Source organism: Streptomyces sp. CNT360, from assembly GCF_000424785.1.
Genome location: NZ_AUKO01000002.1, coordinates 466,804 through 491,976, shown reverse-complemented (window position 1 = coordinate 491,976; position 25,173 = coordinate 466,804). Strand labels below are relative to the sequence as shown.

Below are 25,173 nucleotides of genomic sequence, written 5' to 3'. Positions count from 1 at the left end.
GGCAGGGGAGACAGAGGGGAGGTGTGAGGGGTCTTCGCGTGCAAGGGCGCCGTCAGGCCGTGTCGAAGACCTGGTCGCGAGCTTGCGCCAGGGCGGCCAGCAGAGCGCCGGTCAGGATCGGGTCGCCGTCCAGATCGCTCAGCCGCAGCAGCGGGCGGGGCAGCGCCAGCCCGGTGAGTTCCGCCTCGACGAGCGCGCGGAGTTCCTCTCCGCCAATCTGCGGTACGGCGCCGGACAGCACGACCAGCTCCGGGTCCACGACGGCGACCACGGCCGCGATCCCGGACGCCAGCCGGCGCGCCGTCTCCTCGCGGACGTCGGCCGCGGCCAGCGCCTCGGCGAGCGGCAGGCCGTCCGCCAGACCGCGCACGGCCGAGACCGACACGAGGCTCTGGAAGCCCCCGCCCGCCCGCGGCGTCGCGTACTCGCCGGGGCCGCCGTGGGCGAGCGGGGCGCCGGGCAGCGGCATGTAACCGATCTCGCCGGCCCCGCCCGTCGCGCCGCGCAGCAGCGTGCCGTCCACGACGACGGCGGCGCCGGTCCCGTCGTCCACCCAGACCAGGGCGAAGTTGTCGTGGTCCTGGGCGGCGCCCTCGTGCTGTTCGGCCATCGCCGCGAGGTTGACGTCGTTCTCGATCGTGACGGGGGTGCCCAGCACCTCGGCCAGTTCGGCGCGCAGGGTGCGCGAGTGCCAGCCGGGCAGGTGTGGGGCGTAGCGCAGTTCGCCCGAGCCCGGGTCGATGGCCCCGGGGGTGCCGATGACCGTCGTGTGCGGTTCGTGTGCCCCCAGCCCCGCGGCTGTCAGCGCGCGGTCGACGGCTTCCTTGACCAACTGCGCGGTGCGATGGCGTACGTCCTCGGCCACGGACTCCGCCTCGACGCGGGCCCGTCCGACGACCGCGCCGGTGAGGTCGGCGACCACGGCCGAGATGCCGCGGGGGTCGGCGGAGAGTGCCGCCACGTGGGCGGCAGCCGGCTCGATCTCGTACAGCAACGCGTTGGGGCCGGGTTTGCCGCGCTCCTTGCTGCGGGTGCGGACCAGGCCCATCTGCGTGAGCCGGTTCAGGAGTTGGGAGGCGGTCGGCTTGGACAGGCCCGTCAGCTCGCTGATCCGGGTGCGGGTCAACGGGCCGTGGGCGACGAGCAGATCGAGTGCGGCCCGGTCGTTCATCGCACGGAGCACGCGCGGGGTGCCGGGGATGCCGGCGGTTGTGCCGCCGCCGGAGTCGGCGTCTGTGGCCACAGTGGTGTCCCGTCCTTCCGGGCCCCCGCGCGACGGTGCACGGGCGGCGGAGTCCGTTAGGAAACTTTCCTTTCGATGGCGGGAACGTAGAACTCCGGCCGGAGGCGCGTCAATGGCCGGAACCGGACGAGACCGAGCCGTGATGTGGGGACGGGTCCGCTCAGGTGCCCGCGCGCCGCCACCGGTCGAAGCGGCGCAGCACGCGCACCACCCGCACCACCCGCACCAGGGCGGTGCCGGCGCCCACGGCCACGGCCGCGGTGAGCCATACGCCCCGCATGCGGGCTGGCAGATGCCACAGCAGTACGGGTGCACTCAGCGCTGCGGCGGCGACCGCCCCCAACGCCGCGCCGGTGAACAGCGCGTAGCCGATCTCGACGGTTACCGCATCCTTGTCCCAGCGTGCCTCCCGGCCCCCTGTCCACCCCGCCATGGTCTCAGCTCCCGGCTTCTCGCGGGCCCGAACCGGCCCCGCCTCCCGCCTGGTTGGGCGCTGAGGCGCCTCCGGGGCCGCCCGGTACGAGGTACTGGGCGACGCCCTCGCCCAGTGACCAGTCCGCGGGAGCGTTCTCGGTCACCGTCACGAAGACGTTGCGGGGCTCGGTTCCCGCGTAGTTGTACGCCAGTTCGGCAATACGCCGGTAGAGCGCCTGCTTGCGTTCAGGGGTGCGTCCGGCGCGCATCGTGACGGCGATGTAGACGATGCCGTCGTCGCGCCGGATGTCCGGATAGGTGCCGTGGCGCAGGGTGCTGCTGGTGCCGTCGTGGTCGGTGAGCACCTGGAAGAGGTCCTCGGACGGGATGCCGAGTGTCTCCACCAGGGCTTCGTGCACGGCGCGGCCGAGCGCGTCGAGGCGCTCGCTGCCGGCGCGCAGGGCGTCGATCCGGACGAAGGGCACGGGTGGTCCTCTCCTCGCTGTACATACCAGTAGGTACAGTAACAGTTGTGTGGTGCTCACCGGCCCGCTGCACCGGCCCGGCACATCCGGTGGCGCACCCAGGCGAGGTGCGCCCTGCCGGAGGCGGTCCGAGCAATCGCGCGCGAGGGGCGGTAAACCATGCAGTATGGCTCCAGAGTGGCGGAAGCGGCCGGGCAACCGGCAGTCGTCGGCAGCCGGTGAGTACCGGCGCCGCTTCGGATGGCGCACCGTCGCCGGACAGGTGTTCTCGCTGCAACTGGCGATCGTCCTGCTGCTGGTCGTCGCCGCGGCGTTCATCCTGGCGTGGGAGGCGCGCGCGGCCGACGAGCGCGGCGCCCGCGAACGCGCCATGGCGTGCGCCGGAACCCTGGCTGCCGCGCCCTCGACTGTTGCGGCCCTCCGGTCCGATCGCCCGACCGCCGCCCTGCAACCCGTGAGCCTCCGGGCCCACGACGCGTGCGGCATCGACTTCGTCACCGTGCTCGACCGCGACGGTGTGCGCCTCTCCGACCCTCTCCGCAAGCTGATCGGTACCAGGGCCACCGGGGACTTCGGCCGCGCGCTGGCCGGCCGGTCCTACGCCGAGCGGTTCCGCGGTGCTCCCACCGACTCCGTGCGGGCCGCCGCCCCCGTACGGGACGCCGACGGCAAGGTGACCGGCATCGTCACGGCCGGCGTCGACCTGGCCACCGTCTCGGCGCGGCTCCACCGCGAGCTGCCGTGGGTGGTCGTCGGCGCCGCCGGAGCACTGCTGCTGGCCGCGGCCGGTGCGGGGCTGGTCAGCAGGCGGCTGGACCGGCAGACGCACGGCCTCGGGCCGACCGAGGTGACCCGCATGTACGAGCACCACGACGCGGTCCTGCACGCGGTCCGCGAGGGCGTCCTCGTTCTCGACGACGACCGGCGGCTGCTGCTCGCCAACGACGAGGCGCACCGGCTGCTCGAACTGCCCGCCGACGCCCAGGAACGCACCGTCGACGTGCTCGGCCTGCCGTCGCAGGTCGCGACGCTGCTGGCCTCCGGACGCACCGCCAGCGACGAGGTCCACCGGGTGGGGGACCGGCTGCTGGCTGTCAACCAGCGGTCCACCGGTGAGGGCGGCGGCCCCTCCGGGACCGTCGCCACCGTGCGGGACACCACGGAACTGCGGGAGGTGGCCGGGCAGGCCGAAGTCGCCGCGCAGCGCCTGGAACTGCTCTACACGGCGGGCCTGCGCGTCGGCACGACGCTGGACGTGACCCGGACCGCCGAGGAGCTCGCGCAGGTCGCCGTCGACCGGTTCGCCGACGTCGTCACCGTCGACCTGCTCGTCCCGGTGATCGAGGGCGCGGAGCCGCTGCCCGACCCCGTCACCGCCACGGTGCGGCGCGTCGCACTGCGCTCGTCCGTCGCCGAGCACCCCTTCCAGCCGGTGGACAGCCTGCCCCTCATCCCGCCCGTGGCCGTCCGGGGCGACGAAGGGCCGGCGTCGGTCCGCACCGTCTTCGAACCCGACCTCGCCGCCGACGAGGAGTGGCGCCGCATCGATCCTGGCCGGGCCGCGCGGATCCTCGGGGCGGGGTTCCACTCGCGCATCACCGTGCCGCTGCGGGCCAGGGGCACGGTGCTGGGACTCGCCGGCTTCTGGCGCCGCGACCGCCGGCCCTTCCAGCCCGAGGACGTGGCCTCGGCCGAGGAACTCGTCACCCGCACCGCGGTGTGTGTCGACAACGCGCGGCGCTACGCACGCGAGCACGGCATGGCCGTCACCCTGCAGCGCAGCCTGCTGCCGGGCGGGGTGCCGGAGCAGAACGCCGTCGACGCCGCCTACCGCTACCTGCCCGCGCAGGCCGGGGTCGGCGGCGACTGGTTCGACGTCATCCCGCTGCCCGGCGCCCGCGTGGCCCTGGTCGTCGGTGACGTGGTCGGGCACGGACTGCACGCGGCCGCCACCATGGGCCGGCTGCGCACGGCGGTGCACAACTTCTCCTCCCTCGACCTGCCACCCGACGAACTCCTCGCCCACCTCGACGAATTGGTGGTGCGCATCGACCAGGACCCCACGCGCCACCCGGAGACCGAGACGATCACCGGCGCCACCGTGCTCTACGCCCTCTACGAGCCCGCCACCGGCGCCTGCCACCTGGCACGGGCCGGCCACCCGCCGCCCGCGCTCGCACACCCCGACGGCACGACCACCCTGCTGGACGTACCGGCCAACCTGCCGCTCGGACTGGGCACCTCGCCGTTCGAGACCCGTACCGTGATCCTTGTGGAGGGCAGCAGGCTGGTGCTCTACACCGACGGACTCGTCCGGCTGCGCGGCGGCGACCTCGACGAGCGTCTCGGCGTGCTGGTGGATGCCGTCGCCGGCGCCGGGAGCGCTCCTGAACAGACCTGCGACGCCCTGCTGGACGCGCTGCTGCCCGGCCGCTCCCACACCGACCGGGACGACATCGCGCTGCTGGTCGCCGGGGTGCGTCGGCTGCCGTCCGACCGGGTCGCCGAGTGGGAGGTGCCCAGCGACCCGGAGGCCGTCGCCCCCGTACGGACGGCGTGCGTGGAGCGGATGTCCGCCTGGGGGCTCCGGGAGACGGCGTTCACCGCGGAGCTCGTCCTCAGCGAACTGATCACCAACGCCGTCCGGCACGGCGAACCCCCGGTCACCGTCCGGCTGATCTGCGACCGGTACCTCACCTGCGAGGTGTCCGACCGCAGCAGCACCGCGCCGCACCTGCGCCGGGCCACCACGGTGGACGAGGGGGGCCGGGGGCTGTTCCTCATCGCGCAGCTCGCCGAGCACTGGGGAACCAGGTACGGACCGCACGGCAAGACCATCTGGGCCGAACTCCCGCTGACCGTCGCCCGGCACGAGCCGCCGGCGGCGTGACCCACGCGGTGGGTGGCCCGTACGCCGACGCCGCACCGCTCATCCCGGGCAGGCCCGAAAGCTCACTCCTCCGGCAGCGGACGGCTCACCCCCACGGGAACGCGAGAGTCAGCGCGAAGCGGGCCTGGGAATCGGTCCACATCTCGGCGGGACGCCACCCCGCGGCGGTCAACTCGGCGCGCAGCCCCTCGGTGCGGAACTTGGCCGAGACCTCCGTCCGCATCTCCTCGCCGGCGCGGAAGTCGAAGCTCGCGTCGAGTGCCGGCACCTTCACGCTCAGCGCCGTACGGGCACGCAGCCGCATCTCGATCCACTCCCGCTCCTCGTCCCACACCGCGACGTGGTCGAAGTCGGCCGGATCGCAGTCCGCGCCCAGCTCGCGGGCCAGCACACACAGCACGTTCTTGTTGAACTCGGCGGTCACACCCAGGGCGTCGTCGTACGCGGCGACCAGTACCGCCGGGTCCTTGACCAGGTCCGTGCCCAGCAGCAGCGCGTCCCCGGGCGCCAGCACGGTGCGCAACCCGCGCAGGAAGCCGGCCCGTTCCGCCGGCAGGAGGTTGCCGACGGTGCCGCCGAGGAAGGCCACCAGGCGGGGCCCGGTACCGGCGGGCAGCTCCACCCCGCCGAGGAAGTCGGCCACCAAGGCGTGCACCCGCAGCCGGGGCCGCGCGTTCAGCAGTGCCAGCCCGGCCGCCTCCAGCGCCGAGGCGCTGACGTCCACCGGCACGTAGAGCAGGTGCCCGGGAAGCGCGTCCAGCAGCAGCCGGGTCTTGGCCGACGACCCCGAGCCCAGCTCCACCAGCGTGCCGGCCCGGGTGAGGCGGGCGATGTCACCGGCATGCCGGGTGAGGATCTCCCCTTCGGCCCTGGTCGGGTAGTACTCGGGCAGCGCCGTGATCTCCTCGAACAGCTCGCTGCCCCGGGCGTCGTAGAACCACCGGGGCGGCAGTGCCTTCGGCACGCCGGACAACCCCTCGGCCACGTCGGCCGCCAGCGCCGCGGTGGTGTCCCGGGGCGGCAGCGTACGGGTGAGGGTGAAACGGGACGGGCTCACAGGTCCTCCAACCGGGACAGTCCGAGACGTGCGGCGTCCCCCGCGACGACGTGCCCGTCGGGCACCTGCCGCCAGTCCGGGTCCGCGTCGTGCGGCTCCGAGGCCAGAGTCAGGGACTCCTTCGGCCGGGCCAGGTACCACAGGGATTCGCCCACCGCCGTGCCGGCCACGGCACGCCCGTCGGTGAGCAGGAAGTTCAGCCGGGATGCCGGAGCCGCCCGTGCCAGCGCGGCGGCCACACGTGCCACGGCCACGGCGAGCGGGGCGCCCTCCCGCAGCCGGTGCAGCACCAGCGCCCAGGCCAGGGCGGCGTCGGTGCGGGCCTCCAGGCCGAGCAACTCCCGCGCGCTGAGCGCGGCACCGGCGACGTCGGCCACCGAGCCGGGCCAGCCGAGGACGGCACCGTTGTGGCTGAACAGCCAGCGGTCGGCGGCGAACGGCGCGACGGCGGCCTCGCCGCCCGCGCACCCGTCCGTGGCGTCCCGCACGGCGGCCAGCATCCCGCCCGAGCACACCACCCGGCACAGGTCGGTGAAGCCGGCGTCCGCCCACACCGGGCCGGTCCGGCGGTAGCGGGCCGGCAGCGGGTCGCCCTCGGCGTACCAGCCGACCCCGAAGCCGTCCGCGTTCACCGTCCCGTGCCCCTGGCGGCGCGGCTCCCACGACTGCCGCACCAGGCAGAACTCGGGCCGCGCCAGTACCTGACCGAGCGGGACGGCAGGACCCACGTAGGCGAGGTGACGGCACATCAGCGGCGGTTCCCGGCGGACAGCGGGACGGCGGTGCGGAACCCGGAGAAGATCTGGCGCCGCACCGGGAGGTCCCAGTTGCGGAACGTGGCCCGCGCGACAACCTCGCCCACCCCGAAGCCGCCGCCGCGCAGCACCTTGTACTCCGGACCGAAGAAGACCTGCGAGTACTCCCGGTAGGGGAACGCCACGAAGCCGGGGTACGGGGCGAAGTCGCTCGCCGTCCACTCCCACACGTCGCCCAGCAACTGCCGTGCGCCCGTCGCCGACGCGCCGGAAGGATAGCTGCCCACCGGTGCGGGGCCCAGGTGGCGCTGGCCCAGGTTGGCGTGGCCGGGACCGGGCGGCTGGTCGCCCCAGGGGAAGCGGCGGCTGCGGCCGGTGACCGGGTCGAAGCGGGCCGCCTTCTCCCACTCGGCCTCCGTCGGCAGTCGCCGCCCCGCCCACCGGGCGTACGCGTCGGCCTCGTACCAGCTCACGTGGAGCACCGGCTCGTCGCCCGGCACCGGCTCGGCGACACCGAACCGCCGCCGCCACCATCCGCCCGCCCCGTCGCCGTGCCAGAACAGCGGTGCCTGCCACCCGTGGCGGCGTACCTGCTCCCAGCCCGCCGGATGCCACCAGCGGGCCTCGCGGTAGCCGCCGTCCTCGATGAAGCGCTGGTAGGCGGCGTTGCTCACCGGCAGGGTGTCGATACGGAAGGCCGCCACCCGGCGGCGATGGGCGGGGCGTTCGTTGTCCAGCGCCCAGGGCTCGTCGTCGGTCCCCATGGTGAACGGCCCGTCCGGCACCAGGACATCGGCGGGCAGCGACCCCGCCTCGGCCGGCGCGGGCGGGGGCGGCTCGGCGGTGAGCGCGGCGGCGCCCCGCCGCAACTGGTGGGTGATCAGCATGGTCTCGGCGTGCTGCTGCTCGTGCTGGGCGATCATGCCGAAGGCGAACCCGTCCGCCAGCAGCCGCCCCGCCCCGGCGAACCGTGCCGCATCCAGCACGTCGAGCGCGCGGCCGCGCACCTCGGCCAGGTAGCCGCGTGCCTCGCGCGGCGCCAGCAGCGGCAGGGCCGGGCGGTCCGCACGGGGATGTTCGAAGGCGTCGTAGAGCGAGTCGATCTCGGGACGGAGCGCCGTCAGCCCGCCGGCGGCACGCAGCAGCCACTGCTCCTCCTGGTTGGCGATGTGCGCCATGTCCCACACCAGGGGAGACATCAGCGGCGAGTGCTGCGCGGTCAGTTCACCGTCCGTCACGCAGTCGGCCAGGCCGAGGGTGCGGGCGCGGGCCGCCTCCAGCGCACCGAGTGCGCGCGTCCGCAGGGGTGCGGCCTCCTCCGTGCTGCCTGCGGTCATCGGGACGTCTCCTTTCCCGCGCCGCCACCCGGTGCGGGCGGCGCGGCGGATGGGGGAGCGGCGGCCGCGGGGAGGGGGCCGCATGCGTCCAGGGTGTCGTCGGCGGGGCACCGGCCCCGAGCCGTGTAGCGGGCGGCGAACTCGTCGACGGCCTGGACGACGGACCGGCCCGCACCCAGCCTCGGCAGCGCCTGCCGTGCCGCGGCGAAGCAGCTGACGGCGGCCGTGTGCAGGTCGGGGTCGCCGAGCCCGTTCCTGGCGGCCCGCTCCCACAGGGTGTTGCGCGGGGCGGGCGCCCCGGCGGTCAGGGCGGCCAGCGGCCGTACGGCCCGGTAGGCGGACTCCGTGGCGGCGGGGTCGTCGAACAGCGCCGTCGTCACCGCCAGCGGGACCACCCAGCCGTCGTCGCCCGGCTGGGCGTCGATCATGCGCAGTTCCAAGTGGCCGCGGGGCCGTACCGGAGGGAAGAGCGTGGTCAGGTGGTAGTCCAGATCCGCAGGCCCCGGCGGCCGGGAGACGGCGTTCGACGAAGTGGACGGTGCGGGAAACCGACGCGGGGCCCCTGACCAGCGACCGATCCACTGCCGGAAGGTCATCCCGTCCCCGGGCACCGCCCACGGCCCCTCCCTGGACCGTACGCACAGCACCGGGGCGTCCAGCGCGTACCGCGCCCACGACGAGCGCGGGCCGCCCCGGCCCACCTGCGCGGGTGCCAGGTTGCGGTACCCGTCCAGCGCGGCCCACACGGCCTGCCGCCCCGAGCGCCAGCCCGCCCACTCGCCCTCGACCAGCGGAGAGTTGGCGAAGGCCGCGGTCAGCACGGCACCCAGCACATGGGCGAGGAACCAGCGACGTCCCACACTGCACGGGCCCCGCTCCGCCGTGCCCGCGTCCAGGCACACCTGGACGGAGGCCGAGGAACGCATCATGATCCGGCCCGCCGGGCCGGTGCGGTCGAAGAAGCTCTCCATCGCGCGGTAGCGCGGATCGTCCAGCAGCCGGGTGCCCCGCCGGTCGTCCAGGCCCCGGCCCACCAGGCGGATGCCGTGCCGGCTGAGCCGGGCCCGGGCGGCGGCCAGGTCGGCGCGGACCGCCTCGATGCACGCGGGGAGGGACTCCGCCGGCCGGGAGCTGAACTCGACCTGACCGCCGGGTTCGAGAGTGATCGCCGACGACAGCGGCAGGGACCGTAGCTCGGTCACCGCCGCGTTCAGTGCGGCAGCGCTCACGGTGCTGCCGTCAGGAGGGGGCACCGCCCTCCGCACGCTCCCCGTCCACGGCGTCGGCGTAGCAGTGTCGACGGGGTGCACCAGCCATTCGAGTTCGACCCCGACCCGGCCGGGCGGGCCGGTCTTGAAGCAGATGCCGTGCACCCGCGCCAGCGCCGCCTCCTCGGTCAGCAGCTCCCGCACTTCCCCTGACGCGATGACCGTCATGCCGCCCCCTCGGTCCACGCGGCGATGCCCCGCTACGACGTGAGCTCTCACCACTGAAACCGCTGCCGGGCGGACACCACAAGACCGCCCGGGCCGTGCCGTGCCGCGCGGCGGCGGTTCTCGGCCACCGGAGCGGTGCGGCTTCGCGCCGGGCGTCTCAGTCCGGGGGGCCCTCGACGGCGGGAGGTGCGTCGCCGTGGAACTCGGGGTCGATGGCGTTGGCCGCACCGAGCGCGGTGAGCAGCCAGGCGTCGTCGCGGGTGCGCAGGCGGGCGGCTTCCCGGTGCGCCAGCGCGGCCTCCAGCTCGTCGAGGGCGTCGGCCAGCCGGGCGCTGTCGGGCCCGTCGGCGGAGGCGTCGAGCACGCGTTGCCGCGCCTCGGCGACGCCCGCCTTCGCGTCCTCGTAGAGAAGGTCGAATTCAGCCTTGTCCGGGTCAGCAGTCATGAGGGTTTTCGCGGAGCTCCTCGGGAATCGTCAGCTTGGGATCGATCAGGGGCGGATCGACGCAACCGTACCCCTTGCGGCAGGGGGTATGCCCGTGAGTGTCCAGACTCCGAAACGATCGAAACGATCGATTCGGTAGCGATACTTGAGTGTTCTGCCGGGGAAGCGTACACAACGTTCATGTCCAAGTCTTCCCTTGCCCGACGTGCCCTGCTGCGCGCCGGAGGTGGTGCCTGTCTCGCGGCCGCGTCGGCCACCGTTCCGTCCCCCGCCGGGCAGGCCGCCGCCCGGCCCAGGGAAGGCTCCGTGGTCTCGTCCGCGGAGCCGGCCGCCGCCACCGACGAGGAGTTCGCCCGCCTGCGCGAGCGGTGGCGCGGGCTCGTGCTCGGGTCCGGCTTCCGCCCGAACGCCGACCCCTTCAAAGCCCGCCTGGCGGAACTGGGCCGGCAGGCCGCCCGTTGGCGCGACGCCATGCGGCCGTCCGACGGCGCGCTGTGGCCCGACGCCGTGTGGGCGGACCCCGACCCGGACACCGACGCCGAGTCGTACGGCTTCTCCGAGAAGATCCAGACCACCGCCACCCGCCTGCTGACCATGGCCACCGCCTACGCGCAGCCCGGCACCGGCCTGACCGGTGACAGCGGGCTGCGCGCCGCCGTGCTCGACGGCATGGACCACCTCGTTCAGCAGGTTTACAACGAACGGCAGGAGCGGTACGGCAACTGGTACAACTGGCAGATCGGCGCCCCGCAGGCGCTGCTGGACGTCTGCGTGCTGCTCTTCGAGCACCTCGGCGCGGACCGTGTCGCCCGTTGCACGGCCGCTGTCGACCACTTCGTCCCCGACTCCGCCGTCGAAAAGTACGAGGGGACCAGTACCGGCGCCAACCGCGTCGACCTGTGCCGGGTACTGGCGGTACGCGGCCTGGTCGGCGGCTCCGCGGCCAAGATGGCGCTGGCAAGTGACGCCCTCTCGCCGGTCTTCCCGTACGTGACCAGCGGGGACGGGCTGTACCAGGACGGTTCGTTCGTCCAGCACCGCAACGTCGCCTACACCGGTTCCTACGGCGCAGTGTTCCTCGGCGGCCTCGGCATGCTGTTCGCCCTGCTGGCCGACTCGCCCTGGCAGGTGACCGACCCGAAGCGGCAGATCGTGCTCGACTCGGTGGAGCACGCCTGGGCGCCCTTCCTGCACAACGGACTCGTGATGGACGCGGTCTGCGGCCGGGCGATCAGCCGCGGCCTGACCGAGGACGCGGAGCCCGGCACCGAGCCGCAGGACGACCACGTGCGCGGCCACAGCATCATCGCGGCCGTCGCCCTCATGGCCGAGGGGGCGAGCCGGGAGGAGCGGGACCGCTGGCACGGTCTGGTCAAGGGGTGGATACGCCGCGACACCTACCGGCCCGTCCTGGCCGACAGCGCGCTGGACGTCCCGCACCTGGCAAGGCTGGAGGCCATCGATTCCGACGACTCCGTCCGCCCCCGGCCCGAGCCCGACGGGCACCGCTTGTTCGCCGCCATGGACCGGGCCACCCACCGGCGCCGGGGCTGGACCGCCGGGCTGAGCGCGGCCTCCCGCCGCATCACCCACTACGAGTACGGGAACGGGGAGAACGCCCGCGGCTGGCACACCGGCTCCGGCATGCTCACCTGGTGGGCCGCGGCTCCGGGAGCCCGGGGAGGGCGCGGACCGCATCCCGACGCCCAGTATTCCGACGCCTTCTGGCCGACCGTCGACCCCTACCGACTGCCGGGCACCACCGCCTCCGGCAAGCGGCTGGCGGACGGGGAGGGCGGCGACTGGGGCCAGCCGGTGCCTGACGCGGACTGGGTGGGCGGCGCCACCGACGGCCGGTACGCCGCCGTCGGTCAGGATCTTCGCGGCCCCTTCAGCTCACTCACGGCCCGCAAGTCCTGGTTCTTCACCGACGAGGCCGTCGTCTGCCTGGGTGCGGGCATCACCGGGGCCGACGGCACGGCGGTCGAGACCGTGGTCGACAACCGCAACCTGGGTGCGGACGGCAACCCCCGTCTGCTGGTCGACGGGCGCCGCAGCGCCGCCGACTCCTTCGTGGCACGGGGCGCACGGTGGGCCCACCTCGCGGGACACGGCGGCTACCACTTTCCCGCAGGCGCGGCGCTGCACGCGCTGCGAGAGACGCGCACCGGCCGCTGGAGAGACATCAACTCCGGCGGCTCCACCGGCGAGCTGCGCCGCCGCTACCAGACCCTGTACCTCGACCACGGCACCGATCCCGAGGATGCTGCGTACAGCTATGTGCTGCTGCCCGGCGCCTCCGTGACGGAAACCGTCGCACATGCGGCCGCCGGGCGCCGCAGGCTGCGGATCCTGGCCAACGACGCGGACCGCCAAGGCGTCACCCTGCCCGGCGCCGGCGTCACCGCCGTCAACTTCTGGACCGCGGCCACGGCAGGCCCCCTGACCGCGGATGGCCCCTGCTCGGTGCTCGTCCGGATACGGCGGGACGGCACGGCGCTGCTGTGCGTCGCCGATCCGGCGCGCTCCCGCACGGATCTGGAGGTCGTCTGGCGCCACCGGGTCGCCGCGGTCCTCGCCCGGCCCGACACGGTCTCCGCCGTGCGGACCGGCTCCCACCTCCGCGTCCGCTTCACGGACCTTGCGAAGACCGGAGGCGGGACGCACACGCTCCGCCTCCGGCTCCGCTGACGGTCCGGACCCCGTCACCGCACCGCACCCTCCACTCAACGGAAGGACACTCATGCGTATACGCCGCGTACTCCCTCTGCCCCTTGCCGCGTTCCTCGGCATGCTGGCGGCCCCCTCGGCCCAGGCCTCCGTCCTGTGGGACGGCGATGCTGCCGGCGGCACCGGGGTCTTCGACTCGATCCTGTGCGACGCGCCGGGCAGTGTCACCGCGCAGGACAACCACGACGGCCGCGGCCAGGTCTTCAAGTTCAACAAGCCGCTCGGCCTCAAGCGCTGCGAGGCGCACGGCGCGGCCGGCGTGACGTTCCAGGAGGACCGCACCTACTACCTCGGCTGGGACACCAGGACGAACACCGACGACGCGGCCACCGTCTTCCAGTGGAAGTCCTACGGCGCCGGCGACGAGCAGCAGCAGAACTACCCGGTCATCATCAAGGTGGAGGGCGGCGAGCTGAAGCTCTTCCACATCGAGGTCGGCGAGAAGTGGACCCTCAAGTGGAGCACCCCGGTGAGCAAGGACACCTGGAAGCGTCTCGTGCTGGGCATCCACACCTCCTCCGCCGCCGGCACCGGGTGGGTCGAGATGTACTACAACGGCACCAAGGTCGCCGACTTCCACGGCCGGACCTGGGACGACAAGGGCAACGACACCCGCTGGGGCAGCTACGGCTCCGAGGTGGAGAACAAGCGCGCCATCAACTGGATCGACGGCCTGAAGGTCGGCACCAGTTACGCCGACGTCGCCTGAGCCGGTTCCCGGCGCGGCTCGGGCCTCACACGCAACACGACTCCTTCGACGGGCCGGTTGAGCGAAACCGATCACCTTTCTGATCGATGCGAGCGGGAGCGTACGCTGCCTGCACAAGAGCCCTCGTGGCCGGAGCCGCGCAGCTCGCCGTGGGAACCCGGCAGCTCGGGCCGCCACCGGTCCGAGCCGGCCACGAGCCGACCCACCCGGAGGACCCGTTTGCGAGCGCACGTGGACCAGCGCCACCAGCGCGTGCTGGGCATCGTCCGGCAGCGCGGCAGCCTGCGGGTCGCCGCACTCGCCGAGGAGTTGGGCGTCTCCGCCGTCACGGTGCGCCGCGACGTCGAGACGCTGGCCGGGCAGGGCCGGCTGCGGCGTCTGCACGGGGCCGTCGTCTGGCCCGGACCGGCGGCGGACGACCCCGCGGTCGACCGCTCCACCGGCCCCGGTGGCCTGGCCGCACCGGGCGGCTCCCGGGGCGCCGAGGGCGCCGAGGGCACGGTCGTGGGCATGGTGGTGCCCAGCACCGAGCACTACTTCGCCGAACTGGTCCGCGGCGCCCAGGAAGAGCTCGCCGACCGCGGTGGCCGACTGGTGGTGGGGATCTCGCACTACCGCCGCGCGGAGGACGAGGCGCAGATCTCCCGCCTGCTGACGGGAGGGGTGGAGGGCCTGCTGCTGGCCCCGGTGTGGGCCGACGGCAGGCCCGCCCCGCAACAGGAGGAGGCCCTGCTCGGCCTGGTGCGCCCGACCGTGGTGGTGGACCGGCGGATACCGCTGGGCAGCCCCCTGGCGGACGTCCTGGACGTGGTGCGCTCCGAGCACGCGGCCGGGGCGGCACGGGCGGTCCACCACCTGGCCGGGCTCGGGCACCGGGAGATCGCCCTGCTCGTACGGGACACGCCGAGTACACCGCAGATCGAGGAGGGGTGGTCCGCCGCACGGCGCGCCTGCGGCATGGAGGCTGCGCCGGTCACGATCCGGATGGACCCGCCCGCCGACCCGGCCGGCATCGACACGGCCGTCGACCGGTTGTGCCGACTGCGGGAGAGCCGGGGCGTGCGCGCCGCCCTGGTGCACAACGACCAGGACGCCCTCGGCGTCCTGCAACGGCTCACCGACCGCGGGCTGGACGTACCGGGTGACCTGGCCCTGGTGGCGTACGAGGACGATCTGGCGGCGCTGACGAGCGTGCCCCTCACCGCCGTGGCCCCGCCGCGCCGCGCGGTGGGCGCGGCCGCGGTGCGGTGCCTGCTGGAGCGGATCGCGCAGGCGACGGGCGAGTCGGAGGCGCCCGGCGGGAGTGCGGTGCCGCCCCGCCGCCACCTCGCGCTGCTCCCGGAACTGCGGGTGCGCGCCTCCTGCGGAGGTGCCGCAGGAGAGGCGTGAACCTCCGCAGGACGCCCACCGCGGGGAGGACGCGGTTCAGGCGGGGGGTACGGCCGGGGCGGGGCCCAGTGTCGTGACGCCCCGGGCCATGCGTGGGCCGAGCCCCGCCCGGTAGGCGTCCATCGCCGCCTGCGTCCGGCCCGCGCGGCGCAGCAGATCGCCCAGCAGACGGCACACGTCGGCCAGGTCACCGGCGGCTCCGGCGCGCTCCAGCAGCGAGAGCGCCGAGACGTAGTGCTCCTCCGCCGTCTCCGCTTCCCCCGCCTCCTGCGCGATCAGTCCCAGCAGCCGGTGCGCGGCCCCCGCGTGGACGGCGGCGCGCTCATGACCGGCCGTCGCCAACAACCCCCGCAGCAGCTCCGCGGCCTCCTGGGGCCGTCCCCTGCGCCGGACGACGTCGGCGAGCTCGACCTCGACCTGTTCCGCGTACAGCGTGGCCCGCTTGGCGGTGAGCATCTCGCGCGCGGTACGCAGCTCCTCCTCGGCCCGCGCCAGATCGCCGCTCTGCGCGTGCACGTACCCGCGCATCCAGTGGCAGTGGGCCAGTTCGGTACGGATGCGCAGCCGCCGGTAGAGCTCCGTGGCCTTGGCGAGGGAGGCGTCGGCCTCGGCGACGCGGCCCTCCGCCAGCAGCGTGCGGGCGACCGAGCGGTGCATGCCCGCGACGCGTGCCGTGTCGGTGGCCGCAGGTGCCAGGGACAGCGCCTGCTCGGCCGCGTGCGCGGCCCGCGCGTGCGCGCCCATGTCCAGGTAGGGCGCGATGGCCGCCGTGTAGAGCAGCAGCAAGGCGTCCGGATCGTGGTGACCCGAGCTGTTGAGCTCGTCCAGCGCGCTCTCCAACAGGTAGCAGGAGTAGCGCAGTTCGCCCGCCAGCAGGTGGGCGACGGCCCGCCCGCGCACGGCGGGGGCGCGCCGGGCGGGCGCCGCGTCGGCCAGGAGGCGTTCGGCGGCCTCGAACCGCGCGTGTGCCGCGGCCAGGTCACCGGACTCCAGGGCGCAGTCGCCGAGTCCCAGCAGCGCGGTGCCGTGTGCGTCGGTCAGCTCATGCCGTTCCGCCTCGGCGAGCAGCCGGTCGAATGCGCGAGCCGCCTGGGCGGTGTCCCCTGTGGCGAGGGTGTGCTGCGCGTCGGCGAGGGCCAGGCGAAGCTCGGCGGCCAGTTGGGCGGGCTGCCCGGTGGCCAGCTCGTGACAGCTGACGCCCAGCCGGGTGGCCAGGTGGCGCAGCGCCTTTTCGGAGGGGCGCACCTTCCCGGCCTCGACGGTCGAGACGTACGCGGCGGTGTAGGCCGGTTCGGCGACCTGACGCTGCGTCATCCCCCGTGCTGTGCGCAGCCGGTGCACGCGCTCGCCCACTGTCTCGGACCGACCGTCCACGCCGCTTCCTCCGTCCGTGCCGCTTCCCGTACGCCCCCGACGGCGGTGGGCCTTTCCGCCCGGACCGGTGTGACCGGTGTCTTGCCGGGTGCAGCCCAACGTCCTATGTTGAGCGGCCAGTTAAGCACGTTTACCCGGCGGCTTATCACCCGTGCCGCGCACCCCCCACCCCTGGAGCAGCCATGCCCAGACGCACCCGCTCTCGGATACGCCGGACCGCCGCGCTCACCGCGACCGTCGCGCTGCTGTCCGCCACCGCCCTGACCGCCGGCGCCCACGCCGCGGAACCCGCCTCCGCATCCCCGCCCACCGCGCGGCCCGCGTCCGTAGCCGCGACCCAGAACGTGGAGTCCTTCCGGCCCACGGGACCCACCGGGCACCACGCGGGAGTGCCCACCGCCACGCCGGACCACGCTGTCGCCCCGCACGCCGCGCTCAGCCGGCCGGAGGCGGCAGCGGACGGCCGGGTCTCCGCCCTGCACCGCAGCGGGCCCACGGCGGAGCGGCTCGACCTGGTGATCGTCGGTGACGGTTACACGGCCGACCAGCTCGCCGACTTCCACGAGGACGCCGAGGCGAAGCTGGCCGACGTCACCTCCGTGGAGCCCTACGGAAGCAACACCGACAAGATGAACGTATGGACCGTGGACGCCGTCTCGAACGACTCCGGCGTCTCCGGCGACCCCTCCCAGGACGTGGTACGGGACACCGCGCTCAGCTCCTACTTCTGGTGCGACGGGCTGGAGCGGCTGCTCTGCGCCGACCTGGACAAGGTCAACACGTACGCCGCGCAGGCACCCGCCGCCGACATCGTCATGGTCGTCGCCAACTCCACCAAGTACGGCGGGGCCGGGTACAACCGGCTCACGGGCTACCCCTTCGACGGCGTCTCCACCCTCTCGTCCGACAACTCCGACTCCGGGCTCATCGCCGTCCACGAGATGGCGCACTCCATCGGACGACTCGCCGACGAGTACGACTACGGCCAGTCGGGCACCTACCAGGGCCCCGAGCCGGAGGACGTCAACATCAGCACCCACACCGCGGACGAGATGGCGCAGCAGCAGACCAAGTGGCACGCCTTCCTCGGTAAGGACGACCCCGCAGGCGGGCAGACCGGCACCTTCGAGGGCGCGGGCTACTACGAGAAGGGCCTCTACCGCCCCACCGAGACCTCCCTGATGCGGGACTTCTCCGTCCGTGAGTTCAACAACCCCAGCCGCCAGGGACTCATCGACGGGTTCGCCCGCTACACGGAAGGCGGCTGAGCCCTCCCGGCTCCGGCTCGCCCCTGCCTTCGCCCTCCCCAGGCTCGGGCCGGAGCCCGGGCAGGCCGACACGCCGGAGGGAGGAGGGGCCGTGCGGGGGCCGGGTCGCGGGATGCTGGACGGCCGTGCCCGGCCCCCGCCGGGGCCGGGCGCCGCACCGCCGCCCTCGCCGGGCGCCGTCCGCCACCGACGCTGGAGCAGCCCATGACCGCCGTCGCCGTCCTGCTCTTCACCCGCGACCTGCGTCTGCGGGACAACCCCGCGCTGCGGGCCGCACTGGACTCCGCCGACGCCGTCGTCCCGCTCTTCGTACGCGACAGCGGCATCGACGCCGCCGGGTACGCCGTGCCCAACCGGCGGGCGTTCCTCGCCGACTGCCTCACCGACCTCGACCGCGGACTGCGGGAGCGGGGCGCCCGCCTCGTGGTCCGTACGGGCGACGTGGTCGAGCAGGTGTGCCGGGCCGCGCACGAGACCGACGCCGCCCAGGTCCACGTCTCCGCCGACGTCAGCGGCTACGCCGGACGGCGCGAGGAGCGGCTCCGCACGGCGCTGGAGGCCGCGGGCCGGCGGCTGTGCGTCCACGAGCGGGTGGTCACGGCGATCGCTCCGGGGGAGGTGGTCCCGCAGGACAAGGACCACATGGCCGTCTTCACGCCCTACTTCCGCCGCTGGCAGCACATCCGTCAGCGCAGTCCCCTCGGGGCGCCGCGCCGCGTGAACGCCGTCGAGGGGGTCCGCTCCGAGAAGGTGCCGGACCGCGACGGGATCCGGGGCGTCTCGCCCGGCGTGCCGGAGGGGGGCGAGAGCGCGGCGCGCAAGCAGTTCGCGGACTGGCGGCGCGCGGGCATGGACACCTACGCGGACCGGCACGACGACCTGTCCGCCGACGCCACCTCCCGCCTCTCTCCCTGTCTGCACTTCGGCACGCTCTCGCCGACCGAGCTCGTCGCCCGTTCCCTGGAGCGGGGCGGGCCCGGCGCCGAGGCGTTCGTGCGGCAGTTGGCCTGGCGCGACTTCCACCACCAGGTGCTCGCGGCCCGGCCGCGGGCGGCGAGTACCGACTACCGCACCCACCACGACCGTTGGCGCACCGGCAAGCAGGCCCGCGCCGACATCGAGGCGTGGCAGCAGGGCCGCACGGGCTACCCGATCATCGACGCCGCCATGCGGCAGTTGCGCCACGAGGGCTGGATGCACAACCGGGGCCGGCTGCTGGTCGGCAGCTTCCTCGCCAAGACGCTCTACGTCGACTGGCGGGTCGGCGCCCGGCACTTCCTCGACCTCCTGGTCGACGGCGACGTGGCCAACAACCAGCTGAACTGGCAGTGGATGGCCGGCACCGGCACCGATACCCGCCCCAACCGTGTGCTCAACCCGGTCACGCAGGCGAAGAAGTACGACCCGGAGGGCGGCTATGTGCGGCGCTGGGTGCCCGAACTGGCCCAGTTGGACAAGCGGTACGTGCACGAGCCGTGGAAGCTCGGCGACGAGGACTTCGCCGCGCTGGACTACCCCGAGCGCATCGTCGACCTCGGGGACGGCCTGGACCGGTTCCTGCACGCACGCGGCAAGTGACGGCCGACTGCCCCGGGCAGCGTGCCGGGTGCTGTGCCGGGCGCAGTGCCACGGGGGAGTCCGGCAGCCGGATACCGTGCGGCGGTGCAGGAGCGTGAAGGGGGAGCTCGGGCTGCTGCACCGGGTGCGGCGCAGCACTGACACCGGCCGGACGGATGTTCGCCCCGCACCCGCACCCGCACCCGCGGCTGCTGCTGCGGGGGCTGCGCCGGGCGGGCGACGCGGTCGGGGGACTGAGCGGCGAGCTGGCCGGGGAACTCGGACTGGTGACCACCACGGTTCTGGCGGTCGGCCCCTGTGCCGCCCTGCTCGGCCGCTACCGCGGGCTGCACCCGGGCGTGCGGGTCACCGGCCGCGACGAGGAGCTGCCCGGCATGCTCGCGGACGGCTGCGCGGAGGTCGCCGTCACCTGCCTGCCCGTGCCGGAACGGGACGTGGCCGTACTGAAGCTGGGCGAGCACGAGATCATGGCGGTCTTCCCCGGCGGGCGGGCCCGCCCCTCCCGATCCGCTGGCCTGTCCAATGCCGGCACCGGCCGGTGTCAGGGCGCGGCGAGCGGGGCGAAGCGGTCCGCGACGGCCCGGCGTCCGGCCTCGAACGCCGCCTGCAACACGGCGCCGTCGGTCGCCAGACGGCTGACGGCGGGCGCTGCGGAGCCCGGCCGGACGGACAGGACCGCGGGCCCGGTGCCCGCGTCCGCGACGGCCGCGTCGTAGGCGGCGAGTTCCCGGTCGTCGTCGGCCAGCCGCACGGTACGGCTCAGGTAGGCGGCCCGCAGTTGCCGGGTGTGCCGCCGGAAGGCGACCTGCGCGACGAGCCGGGAGCTCAGGGAGGGCCCGGTCCGCACGGCCTGCTGGGCGGGCAGCGGCCGGGACCGCAGCACCAGGACGTGCGTCGCGCCGTCCCGCAGCGCCTGCCGGAAGGGGACCGACTCGGCCAGCCCGGTATCGTAGAAGTGGCGTGCTCCGACGGACACCGGGCCGCCGGCCAGTACGGGAAGAGCGGCACTGGCCCGCAGCGCGAGGCGCAGCGCCCTCTCGTCAATGAGTTCGCCGTGCAGGTCCACCGGCCGGCCGGTGTGCAGGTCCGTGGCCAGCGGGTGCAGTTCGACGGGGGAGGCCAGCACCGAGGGGTAGTCGAGCGGGAACCGGCGGACGTAGACCTCCTCGATCAGTTGCTCGACGTCGACCATGGGCCGGCCGCGCAGCAGGTTGCCCTTGCGGATCAGCGCTCTCGCGAAGCGCGGGTCCGCCCAGCCGCGCAGTCCCTCCGGGCGCGAACTGAGCAGCCAGGCGGCGGAGATCGCCCCTGCGGAGGCGCCGTAGACCGCGTCGACGCCCGCCAGCAGCCCCTGCTCGTGCACCCGGTGGGCCATCCCGGCCGAGACGGTGCCGCGCATGCCACCGCCCTCGATGGCCAGCGCCACCCGGTGCCCGTCGGTGCGGTCGCCCGGACGGCTGCCTGCTGCCGCCCGCTCCGCCAGAACCGCCGCGACCGGGTGCTCCGCCGCACCCGGGAGCTGCTGCGTCACCTTGCGTCTCCTTCCGAACTCCCTCGCGCCCGGGGCAGCCCGGGCGGCACGTTGCGCCGATGAGCCCGAGCGCCCGGGGCAGAGCCGCCTCCCGGCACTCGGGCTCAGGAGCGGGAGCCGCTTTCCGGCGCGGGGGTCGCGCTCGCGTCCTTCGGACGCGGCCAGGGGCGCCCTTCGAGGCGCTCGATGTCGCTGTTGAAGCGCCGCAGGTACGCGGCGAAGTCGGCGATCTCCTCGTCGGACCAGGCAGCCATCACCTTGTCCAGTGCCTGTACGAAGTAGTCCCGCTTCTCGTCGAGCATGCGGGCGCCCTTGTCGGTGATCCGGAACTTGCGCGCCATGCCCCCTGCCGGGTCGGGGATGCGCTCGACGAGTCCGGAGCGCATCGCCGCGGCCGTCTGCCGGTTGAGGGTGGAGGCGTCGAGTCCGAACGCGTCGCTCAGTTCCCCGATCGACATCGGTCCCTGGACGCGGATGCGGCTGAGCAGGATGTAGGCGCTGCGCTCCATCGGCCCGTCCTTGCCGCGGCCGCCTCTGTGCTGCAGCAGTCCGTGGCGGCTCAGCAGCATCTGTTCGTACTCGACTGCGTGCGTGCGGTTGCCCATGTGCTCTGTTGCCTCCTGCTTTCCGTCGAGCCGTGGGCGCCCGGCGGCGTTGGCTGCCCCTACGGCATTGTCGCATGACTGTGCAGGGGGCATACAAAGTGCATGACACATATGGCATGTACGATGCACATCATCGTTCCCGGTCGCATCGCATCGTTGCGGCCAGACAGTCGAGGAGTCCCGGTATGGAGACCCCCCAGCCCCCAGTCCGTGCGGGCGGCGTGGTGGCCACGCTCGCGGTCGCCGGCATCACGGCGGCCATCATGCAGACGCTGGTCACCCCGCTCATCGCGGAGCTGCCGACGATTCTGCACACCACCGCGTCGAACGCCGCCTGGGTGGTCACCGCCACGCTGGTGGTGGGCGCCGTCTGCGTGCCGGTCTTCGGCCGCCTCGGCGACCTCGTCGGCAAACGCCGCATGCTGCTGGTATGTGCGGTGCCGCTGATCGCCGGGTCGGTGGTGTGCGCCCTGTCCTCCTCCGTGCTCCCCATGATCGTCGGGCGCTGTCTGCAGGGCATGGGCATGGGCATGGTGCCGCTGGGTATCGCGCTGCTCCGCGACGTGGTGCCCCAGCAGAAGCTCAGTTCCTCCATCGCCCTGGTCAGCGCCTCCATGGGCATCGGCGGCGGCCTGGGCCTGCCGATCGCCGCCGCCGTCGCGCAGTACGCCGACTGGCGGGCCCTGTTCTGGGGAGCGGCCGGTCTGGCGGCGGTCGTCGCCGTGCTGCTGTGGTTCTTCATCCCGGAGGTGCCGGCCGCGGCCAAGGGGCAGCGGTTCGACGGCCCGGGCGCGGTCGGCCTCGCTGTCGGTCTCGTCTGCCTGTTGCTGGCCGTCTCCAAGGGCGGTGACTGGGGCTGGGGCTCGGGGACGACGCTCGGGCTGTTCGCCGCCGCGGCCGTCGCGCTCGTCGGCTGGGGCTTCTGGGAGGTGCGTACCGACGACCCGCTGATCGATCTGCGCACCACCGCCCGCCCGCGGGTGCTGCTCACCAACGCCGCGTCCGTCTTCGTCGGTTTCGGCATGTACGCGAGCATGCTGATCGTCCCGCAGCTTCTGCAGTTCCCGGAGGCCCTCGGGTACGGCCTGGGGCAGTCGATGCTGGCGGCCGGCCTGTGGATGGCGCCCGGCGGCATCATGATGATGCTCGTCTCGCCGCTCGGCGGCATGCTCACCAACGCCCGCGGCCCCAAGACGACGCTGATCAGCGGCGTGCTCGTCATCGCCCTCGGTTACGGCGTCTCCCTGCCCCTGATGGGTACGGCCTGGGGGCTGATGCTGGTGATGATCGTGACCAACAGCGGGGTCGGTCTGGCCTACGGGGCGATGCCCGCCCTGATCATGGGCTCGGTCCCGCAGTCGGAGACCGCCGCCGCGAACGGGTTCAACACCCTCATGCGCTCCCTGGGCACCTCGATCGGCGCGGCCGTGGTCGGCGTCGTCCTCGCCCAGTTGACGGTGACCAAGGGCGGCTACACCTTCACCTCGGAAAGCGGCTTCCGCGCGGGACTCCTCATCGGCTGCGGGGTCGCCCTGGTCGCCGCGCTCATCGCCGCCGCCATCCCTGCTGCCCGTCGCGCCACCCCTGCCCCTGCGCCGACGCCCACGGATCCCGCGCCGACGGCCGTGCAGGCCTGACTCCGCATCGTCCCGGGCCGGGCCGCGCCGTGAGGGGGACCCTACGGAACGGACGGTTGCCCGGCGTGCGGGGGTCCGAGCGGTTGTCCGGCGCCGACGCCCGTCGTCGCACAGCCGCTCGGACCCTGGCTCGCCAGGTGTCAGCTGCCGGTCAGGCGCCGGTGGGGTCGGCGGACTTGAGGGCGGTGGCGACCTTGACGACGCGCGCCGCCTGGATGCGCGCCGCGGTGCGGGTGGTCTCGTCCACCGGGTTGTTGCCCTGAGCGTCGACGTGGGAGGTGCCGTAGGGGTTGCCGTCGCTGAACTTGGCCGGGTCGGTGTACCCGGGGGCGACGAGGATGCCGCCGAAGTGGTGCACGGTGTTGTACAGCGCGAGCAGGGTCGACTCCTGGCCGCCGTGGCTGGTGGCGGAGGAGGTGAAACCGCTGTAGACCTTGTCGGCCAGCTTGCCCTCGGCCCACAGTCCGCCGAGCGTGTCGATGTACTGCTTGAGCTGGGAGGCGACGTTGCCGTAGCGGGTCGGCGAACCGAAGACCACGGCGTCGGCCCACACCATGTCGTCCGGGGTGGCGAGCGGTACGTCGGCGGTCGCCTGGACGTTCGCGGCCCACGCCGGGTTGGAGTCGATGGCCTCCTGGGGGGCGAGTTCGGCGGCCCGGCGCAGCCGGACCTCGGCGCCTGCCTCCTGTCCGGCCCGGCTGATCTCCTTGGCGATCTCGGCGATCGTGCCGGTGGCGGAGTAGTAGATGACGGCGAGCTTCGTCTGGGTGCTCACGGTTGCTGTCTCCGTTCCCTGGGGTCTCACGGATACCTGGTTGAAGGTTAAACCTTATATCCTCACCCGTCGCGGCTTCCTCGTACGGCCGCCGGCAAACCGGGGGCGGGGGCCGCCAGTATGGTGCGCTCGGGCACGTGAGCCGTGTCGCCGCGGGCCAGCAGCCAGTAGAGGGCGGCGGGGACGGCCAGCCCCACGAGCCAGGAGATGTCCGCACCGCCGAGCGGGCCGACGAGCGGGCCGGTGTAGAACTCCGTGGCCAGGAACGGGAACTGGGCGGCCAGCCCCACGGCGTAGACGGCGAGCGCCTTCCACCGCCAGGCGCCGTACCGGCCGTCCGGGTCGCTGAGGGCCGGCAGGTCGTAGCGCTCCTTGGCGACGAGGTAGTAGTCCACGAGGTTGATGGCCGACCAGGGGGTGAAGGCGGTGAGCAGGAAGAGCAGGAAGTCCTTGAAGGACGTCAGGAAGCTGTCCTTCCCCAGCAGGGCCACCGCCGTGCCCGCGACCATGATGCCTGCCACGTAACCGGCCCGGGCGCGCGGCCCCAACTGCCGCTGTCCCCGGAAACCGCTGATCCCGGTCACCATCGACATGAAGCCGCCGTAGGTGTTGAGCACGTTGATGGTCAGCTTGCCCAGGGCGACGACGAAGTAGAGCAGCGAGGCCACCAGTCCGGGCCCGCCGAGGCCCACCACGTAACTCACCTCGTGTCCCACGAACTGCGGTCCGGCGGTCGCGGCGGCCAGCGCGCCGAAGGTCATGGACCACTGCGAGCCCAGGGCCGAGCCGCCCAGCGTCCACCAGAACGTGGCGCGCGCCGAGGTGGAACGCGGCAGGTAGCGGGAGTAGTCGGCGACGTAGGGGCCGAAGGCCAGTTGCCAGGAGGCCGCCAGCGACACCGCGAGCAGGAACAGCGGGAAGGAGAAGGTGCGGTCGGCGAGCAGTCCGGACAGATCGGCGCGCTCCAGCAGGCGAGCGCCGAGGTAGACGAACGCCACGGCGCACACCAGCCCCGCGATCCGCCCCAGCGCGTGGATCACCCGGTACCCGACGGCCGCAGCCACGGCGGTGATCAGTGCGAACAGGACGATGCCCGCGGTCTCGCCCAAGTGGGTCAGCTTCCCGACCGCCTGGCCCGCCAGCACGCTCCCGCTGGCGAAGAAACCGATGTACATTACGATGACCAGCGCCAGGGGCACGGCCGCGCCCCGTACTCCGAACTGGGCGCGGCTGGAGATCATCTGCGGCAGTCCGAGCCGGGGACCCTGCGCGGAGTGCAGGGCCATGACCGAGCCGCCGAGCAGGTTGCCGATCAGCAGTCCGGGTACGGCCCAGCAGACCTGCGCGCCGAAGACGACGGCGAGGGCGCCCGTCACCACGGCGGTGATCTGCAGATTGGCACCCAGCCAGAGGGTGAACTGACTGAAGGCCGTCCCGTGCCGCTCCGAGTCCGGTACGACATCGATCGAGCGCCGCTCCACCACGTCGGCCATTCGCTCCCGCCTTTCTTCGCGC

The 25,173-nt window shown here is 73.7% G+C and carries 20 protein-coding genes and 1 pseudogene; 8 read left to right on the top strand and 13 right to left on the bottom strand.

Annotated elements, in window-relative coordinates; translation table 11 throughout:
- Nucleotides 1-52: 52 nt before the first annotated feature.
- The 3 genes from H297_RS0106635 to H297_RS34945 form a co-directional block, all read right to left on the bottom strand.
- Nucleotides 53-1,171, bottom strand: a complete 1,119-nt coding sequence (locus H297_RS0106635; protein ID WP_078513826.1) for an ROK family transcriptional regulator — start codon at nt 1,169-1,171, stop codon at nt 53-55.
- Between the two features lie 232 nt (nt 1,172-1,403).
- Nucleotides 1,404-1,676, bottom strand: a complete 273-nt coding sequence (locus H297_RS0106630; RefSeq protein ID WP_027736392.1) for a DUF6332 family protein — start codon at nt 1,674-1,676, stop codon at nt 1,404-1,406.
- A 4-nt stretch (nt 1,677-1,680) separates the two neighbouring features.
- On the bottom strand, nt 1,681-2,142 hold the full coding sequence (locus tag H297_RS34945; RefSeq protein ID WP_051351599.1) for a tautomerase family protein: 462 nt from the start codon (nt 2,140-2,142) through the stop codon (nt 1,681-1,683).
- Nucleotides 2,143-2,308: 166 nt separating this feature from the next.
- On the opposite strand from H297_RS34945, the gene H297_RS34940 reads away from it, so the two are divergent.
- Entirely contained in the window at nt 2,309-5,032 is a 2,724-nt protein-coding gene (locus tag H297_RS34940) for a SpoIIE family protein phosphatase (RefSeq protein WP_037793031.1), read from the top strand.
- A gap of 85 nt (nt 5,033-5,117) precedes the next feature.
- Here H297_RS34940 and egtD read toward each other — a convergent pair whose 3' ends face one another.
- From egtD to H297_RS0106595, 5 genes are all read right to left on the bottom strand, one after another.
- A complete protein-coding gene (egtD, locus tag H297_RS0106615; protein ID WP_027736391.1) occupies nt 5,118-6,089 on the bottom strand; it encodes an L-histidine N(alpha)-methyltransferase in 972 nt (323 codons plus the stop codon).
- Nucleotides 6,086-6,838, bottom strand: a complete 753-nt coding sequence (egtC, locus tag H297_RS0106610) for an ergothioneine biosynthesis protein EgtC (RefSeq protein WP_027736390.1) — start codon at nt 6,836-6,838, stop codon at nt 6,086-6,088. Before egtC ends, egtD begins: the two co-directional genes overlap by 4 nt.
- Nucleotides 6,838-8,181: an ergothioneine biosynthesis protein EgtB gene (egtB, locus tag H297_RS0106605; protein WP_027736389.1), complete on the bottom strand. Its 1,344-nt coding sequence runs from the start codon at nt 8,179-8,181 to the stop codon at nt 6,838-6,840. Before egtB ends, egtC begins: the two co-directional genes overlap by 1 nt.
- On the bottom strand, nt 8,178-9,617 hold the full coding sequence (egtA, locus tag H297_RS34935; RefSeq protein ID WP_037793028.1) for an ergothioneine biosynthesis glutamate--cysteine ligase EgtA: 1,440 nt from the start codon (nt 9,615-9,617) through the stop codon (nt 8,178-8,180). The genes egtB and egtA overlap by 4 nt, the downstream gene beginning before the upstream one ends.
- Before the next feature lie 157 nt (nt 9,618-9,774).
- Nucleotides 9,775-10,062 (bottom strand): hypothetical protein, encoded by a 288-nt coding sequence (locus H297_RS0106595; RefSeq protein WP_027736388.1) that lies wholly within the window; start codon nt 10,060-10,062, stop codon nt 9,775-9,777.
- Nucleotides 10,063-10,242: 180 nt separating this feature from the next.
- Here H297_RS0106595 and H297_RS0106590 point away from each other — a divergent pair, with 180 nt between their 5' ends.
- The 3 genes from H297_RS0106590 to H297_RS0106580 all read left to right on the top strand — a co-directional run bounded on the left by H297_RS0106590 (nt 10,243) and on the right by H297_RS0106580 (nt 14,890).
- On the top strand, nt 10,243-12,753 hold the full coding sequence (locus H297_RS0106590) for a polysaccharide lyase 8 family protein (RefSeq protein ID WP_027736387.1): 2,511 nt from the start codon (nt 10,243-10,245) through the stop codon (nt 12,751-12,753).
- A 52-nt stretch (nt 12,754-12,805) separates the two neighbouring features.
- Complete coding sequence (locus H297_RS0106585; RefSeq protein WP_051351598.1) at nt 12,806-13,501, top strand: heparin lyase I family protein; 696 nt, start codon at nt 12,806-12,808, stop codon at nt 13,499-13,501.
- A gap of 219 nt (nt 13,502-13,720) precedes the next feature.
- On the top strand, nt 13,721-14,890 hold the full coding sequence (locus tag H297_RS0106580) for a substrate-binding domain-containing protein (protein WP_027736385.1): 1,170 nt from the start codon (nt 13,721-13,723) through the stop codon (nt 14,888-14,890).
- 36 nt (nt 14,891-14,926) lie between these two features.
- On the opposite strand, the gene H297_RS0106575 is transcribed toward H297_RS0106580, so the two are convergent.
- Nucleotides 14,927-16,264 (bottom strand): helix-turn-helix domain-containing protein, encoded by a 1,338-nt coding sequence (locus tag H297_RS0106575; RefSeq protein ID WP_027736384.1) that lies wholly within the window; start codon nt 16,262-16,264, stop codon nt 14,927-14,929.
- Nucleotides 16,265-16,446: 182 nt separating this feature from the next.
- On the opposite strand from H297_RS0106575, the gene H297_RS34930 reads away from it, so the two are divergent.
- The 3 genes and pseudogenes from H297_RS34930 to H297_RS44045 all read left to right on the top strand — a co-directional run.
- Entirely contained in the window at nt 16,447-17,532 is a 1,086-nt protein-coding gene (locus tag H297_RS34930; RefSeq protein WP_051351597.1) for a M64 family metallopeptidase, read from the top strand.
- A 204-nt stretch (nt 17,533-17,736) separates the two neighbouring features.
- The gene (locus tag H297_RS0106565; protein WP_037793025.1) at nt 17,737-19,110 is read left to right on the top strand and encodes a cryptochrome/photolyase family protein; all 1,374 of its coding nucleotides are present in this window, start codon (nt 17,737-17,739) and stop codon (nt 19,108-19,110) included.
- 155 nt (nt 19,111-19,265) lie between these two features.
- Nucleotides 19,266-19,586 (top strand): annotated as a pseudogene (locus tag H297_RS44045) (hypothetical protein); the annotation flags it as partial.
- Between the two features lie 65 nt (nt 19,587-19,651).
- On the opposite strand, the gene H297_RS0106560 reads toward H297_RS44045, so the two are convergent.
- Both H297_RS0106560 and H297_RS34925 read right to left on the bottom strand, forming a co-directional pair.
- A complete protein-coding gene (locus tag H297_RS0106560; protein WP_027736382.1) occupies nt 19,652-20,641 on the bottom strand; it encodes a patatin-like phospholipase family protein in 990 nt (329 codons plus the stop codon).
- 104 nt (nt 20,642-20,745) lie between these two features.
- Nucleotides 20,746-21,246 carry a MarR family transcriptional regulator gene (locus H297_RS34925; RefSeq protein ID WP_051351596.1) on the bottom strand — a complete coding sequence of 167 codons (501 nt, stop codon included), beginning with the start codon at nt 21,244-21,246 and terminating at the stop codon, nt 20,746-20,748.
- A gap of 185 nt (nt 21,247-21,431) precedes the next feature.
- Here H297_RS34925 and H297_RS0106550 point away from each other — a divergent pair, with 185 nt between their 5' ends.
- The gene (locus H297_RS0106550) at nt 21,432-22,883 is read left to right on the top strand and encodes an MFS transporter (protein WP_027736381.1); all 1,452 of its coding nucleotides are present in this window, start codon (nt 21,432-21,434) and stop codon (nt 22,881-22,883) included.
- A gap of 151 nt (nt 22,884-23,034) precedes the next feature.
- On the opposite strand, the gene wrbA is transcribed toward H297_RS0106550, so the two are convergent.
- Nucleotides 23,035-23,658: an NAD(P)H:quinone oxidoreductase gene (gene wrbA, locus H297_RS0106545; RefSeq protein ID WP_027736380.1), complete on the bottom strand. Its 624-nt coding sequence runs from the start codon at nt 23,656-23,658 to the stop codon at nt 23,035-23,037.
- A gap of 62 nt (nt 23,659-23,720) precedes the next feature.
- Complete coding sequence (locus H297_RS0106540) at nt 23,721-25,151, bottom strand: cytosine permease (RefSeq protein ID WP_037793024.1); 1,431 nt, start codon at nt 25,149-25,151, stop codon at nt 23,721-23,723.
- Nucleotides 25,152-25,173: the final 22 nt, after the last annotated feature.

Coding starts and splice junctions, on each gene's coding strand:
- H297_RS0106565 (WP_037793025.1), top strand. CDS start 17,737: ATGACCGCCGTCGCCGTCCTGCTCTTCACCCGCGACCTGCGTCTGCGG.
- H297_RS0106630 (WP_027736392.1), bottom strand. CDS start 1,676: ATGGCGGGGTGGACAGGGGGCCGGGAGGCACGCTGGGACAAGGATGCG.
- H297_RS0106635 (WP_078513826.1), bottom strand. CDS start 1,171: ATGAACGACCGGGCCGCACTCGATCTGCTCGTCGCCCACGGCCCGTTG.
- H297_RS0106550 (WP_027736381.1), top strand. CDS start 21,432: ATGGAGACCCCCCAGCCCCCAGTCCGTGCGGGCGGCGTGGTGGCCACG.
- egtA (WP_037793028.1), bottom strand. CDS start 9,617: ATGACGGTCATCGCGTCAGGGGAAGTGCGGGAGCTGCTGACCGAGGAG.
- egtC (WP_027736390.1), bottom strand. CDS start 6,838: ATGTGCCGTCACCTCGCCTACGTGGGTCCTGCCGTCCCGCTCGGTCAG.
- H297_RS0106540 (WP_037793024.1), bottom strand. CDS start 25,151: ATGGCCGACGTGGTGGAGCGGCGCTCGATCGATGTCGTACCGGACTCG.
- H297_RS0106585 (WP_051351598.1), top strand. CDS start 12,806: ATGCGTATACGCCGCGTACTCCCTCTGCCCCTTGCCGCGTTCCTCGGC.
- H297_RS34930 (WP_051351597.1), top strand. CDS start 16,447: ATGCCCAGACGCACCCGCTCTCGGATACGCCGGACCGCCGCGCTCACC.
- egtB (WP_027736389.1), bottom strand. CDS start 8,181: ATGACCGCAGGCAGCACGGAGGAGGCCGCACCCCTGCGGACGCGCGCA.
- H297_RS34925 (WP_051351596.1), bottom strand. CDS start 21,246: ATGGGCAACCGCACGCACGCAGTCGAGTACGAACAGATGCTGCTGAGC.
- H297_RS0106595 (WP_027736388.1), bottom strand. CDS start 10,062: ATGACTGCTGACCCGGACAAGGCTGAATTCGACCTTCTCTACGAGGAC.
- H297_RS34940 (WP_037793031.1), top strand. CDS start 2,309: ATGGCTCCAGAGTGGCGGAAGCGGCCGGGCAACCGGCAGTCGTCGGCA.
- H297_RS0106590 (WP_027736387.1), top strand. CDS start 10,243: ATGTCCAAGTCTTCCCTTGCCCGACGTGCCCTGCTGCGCGCCGGAGGT.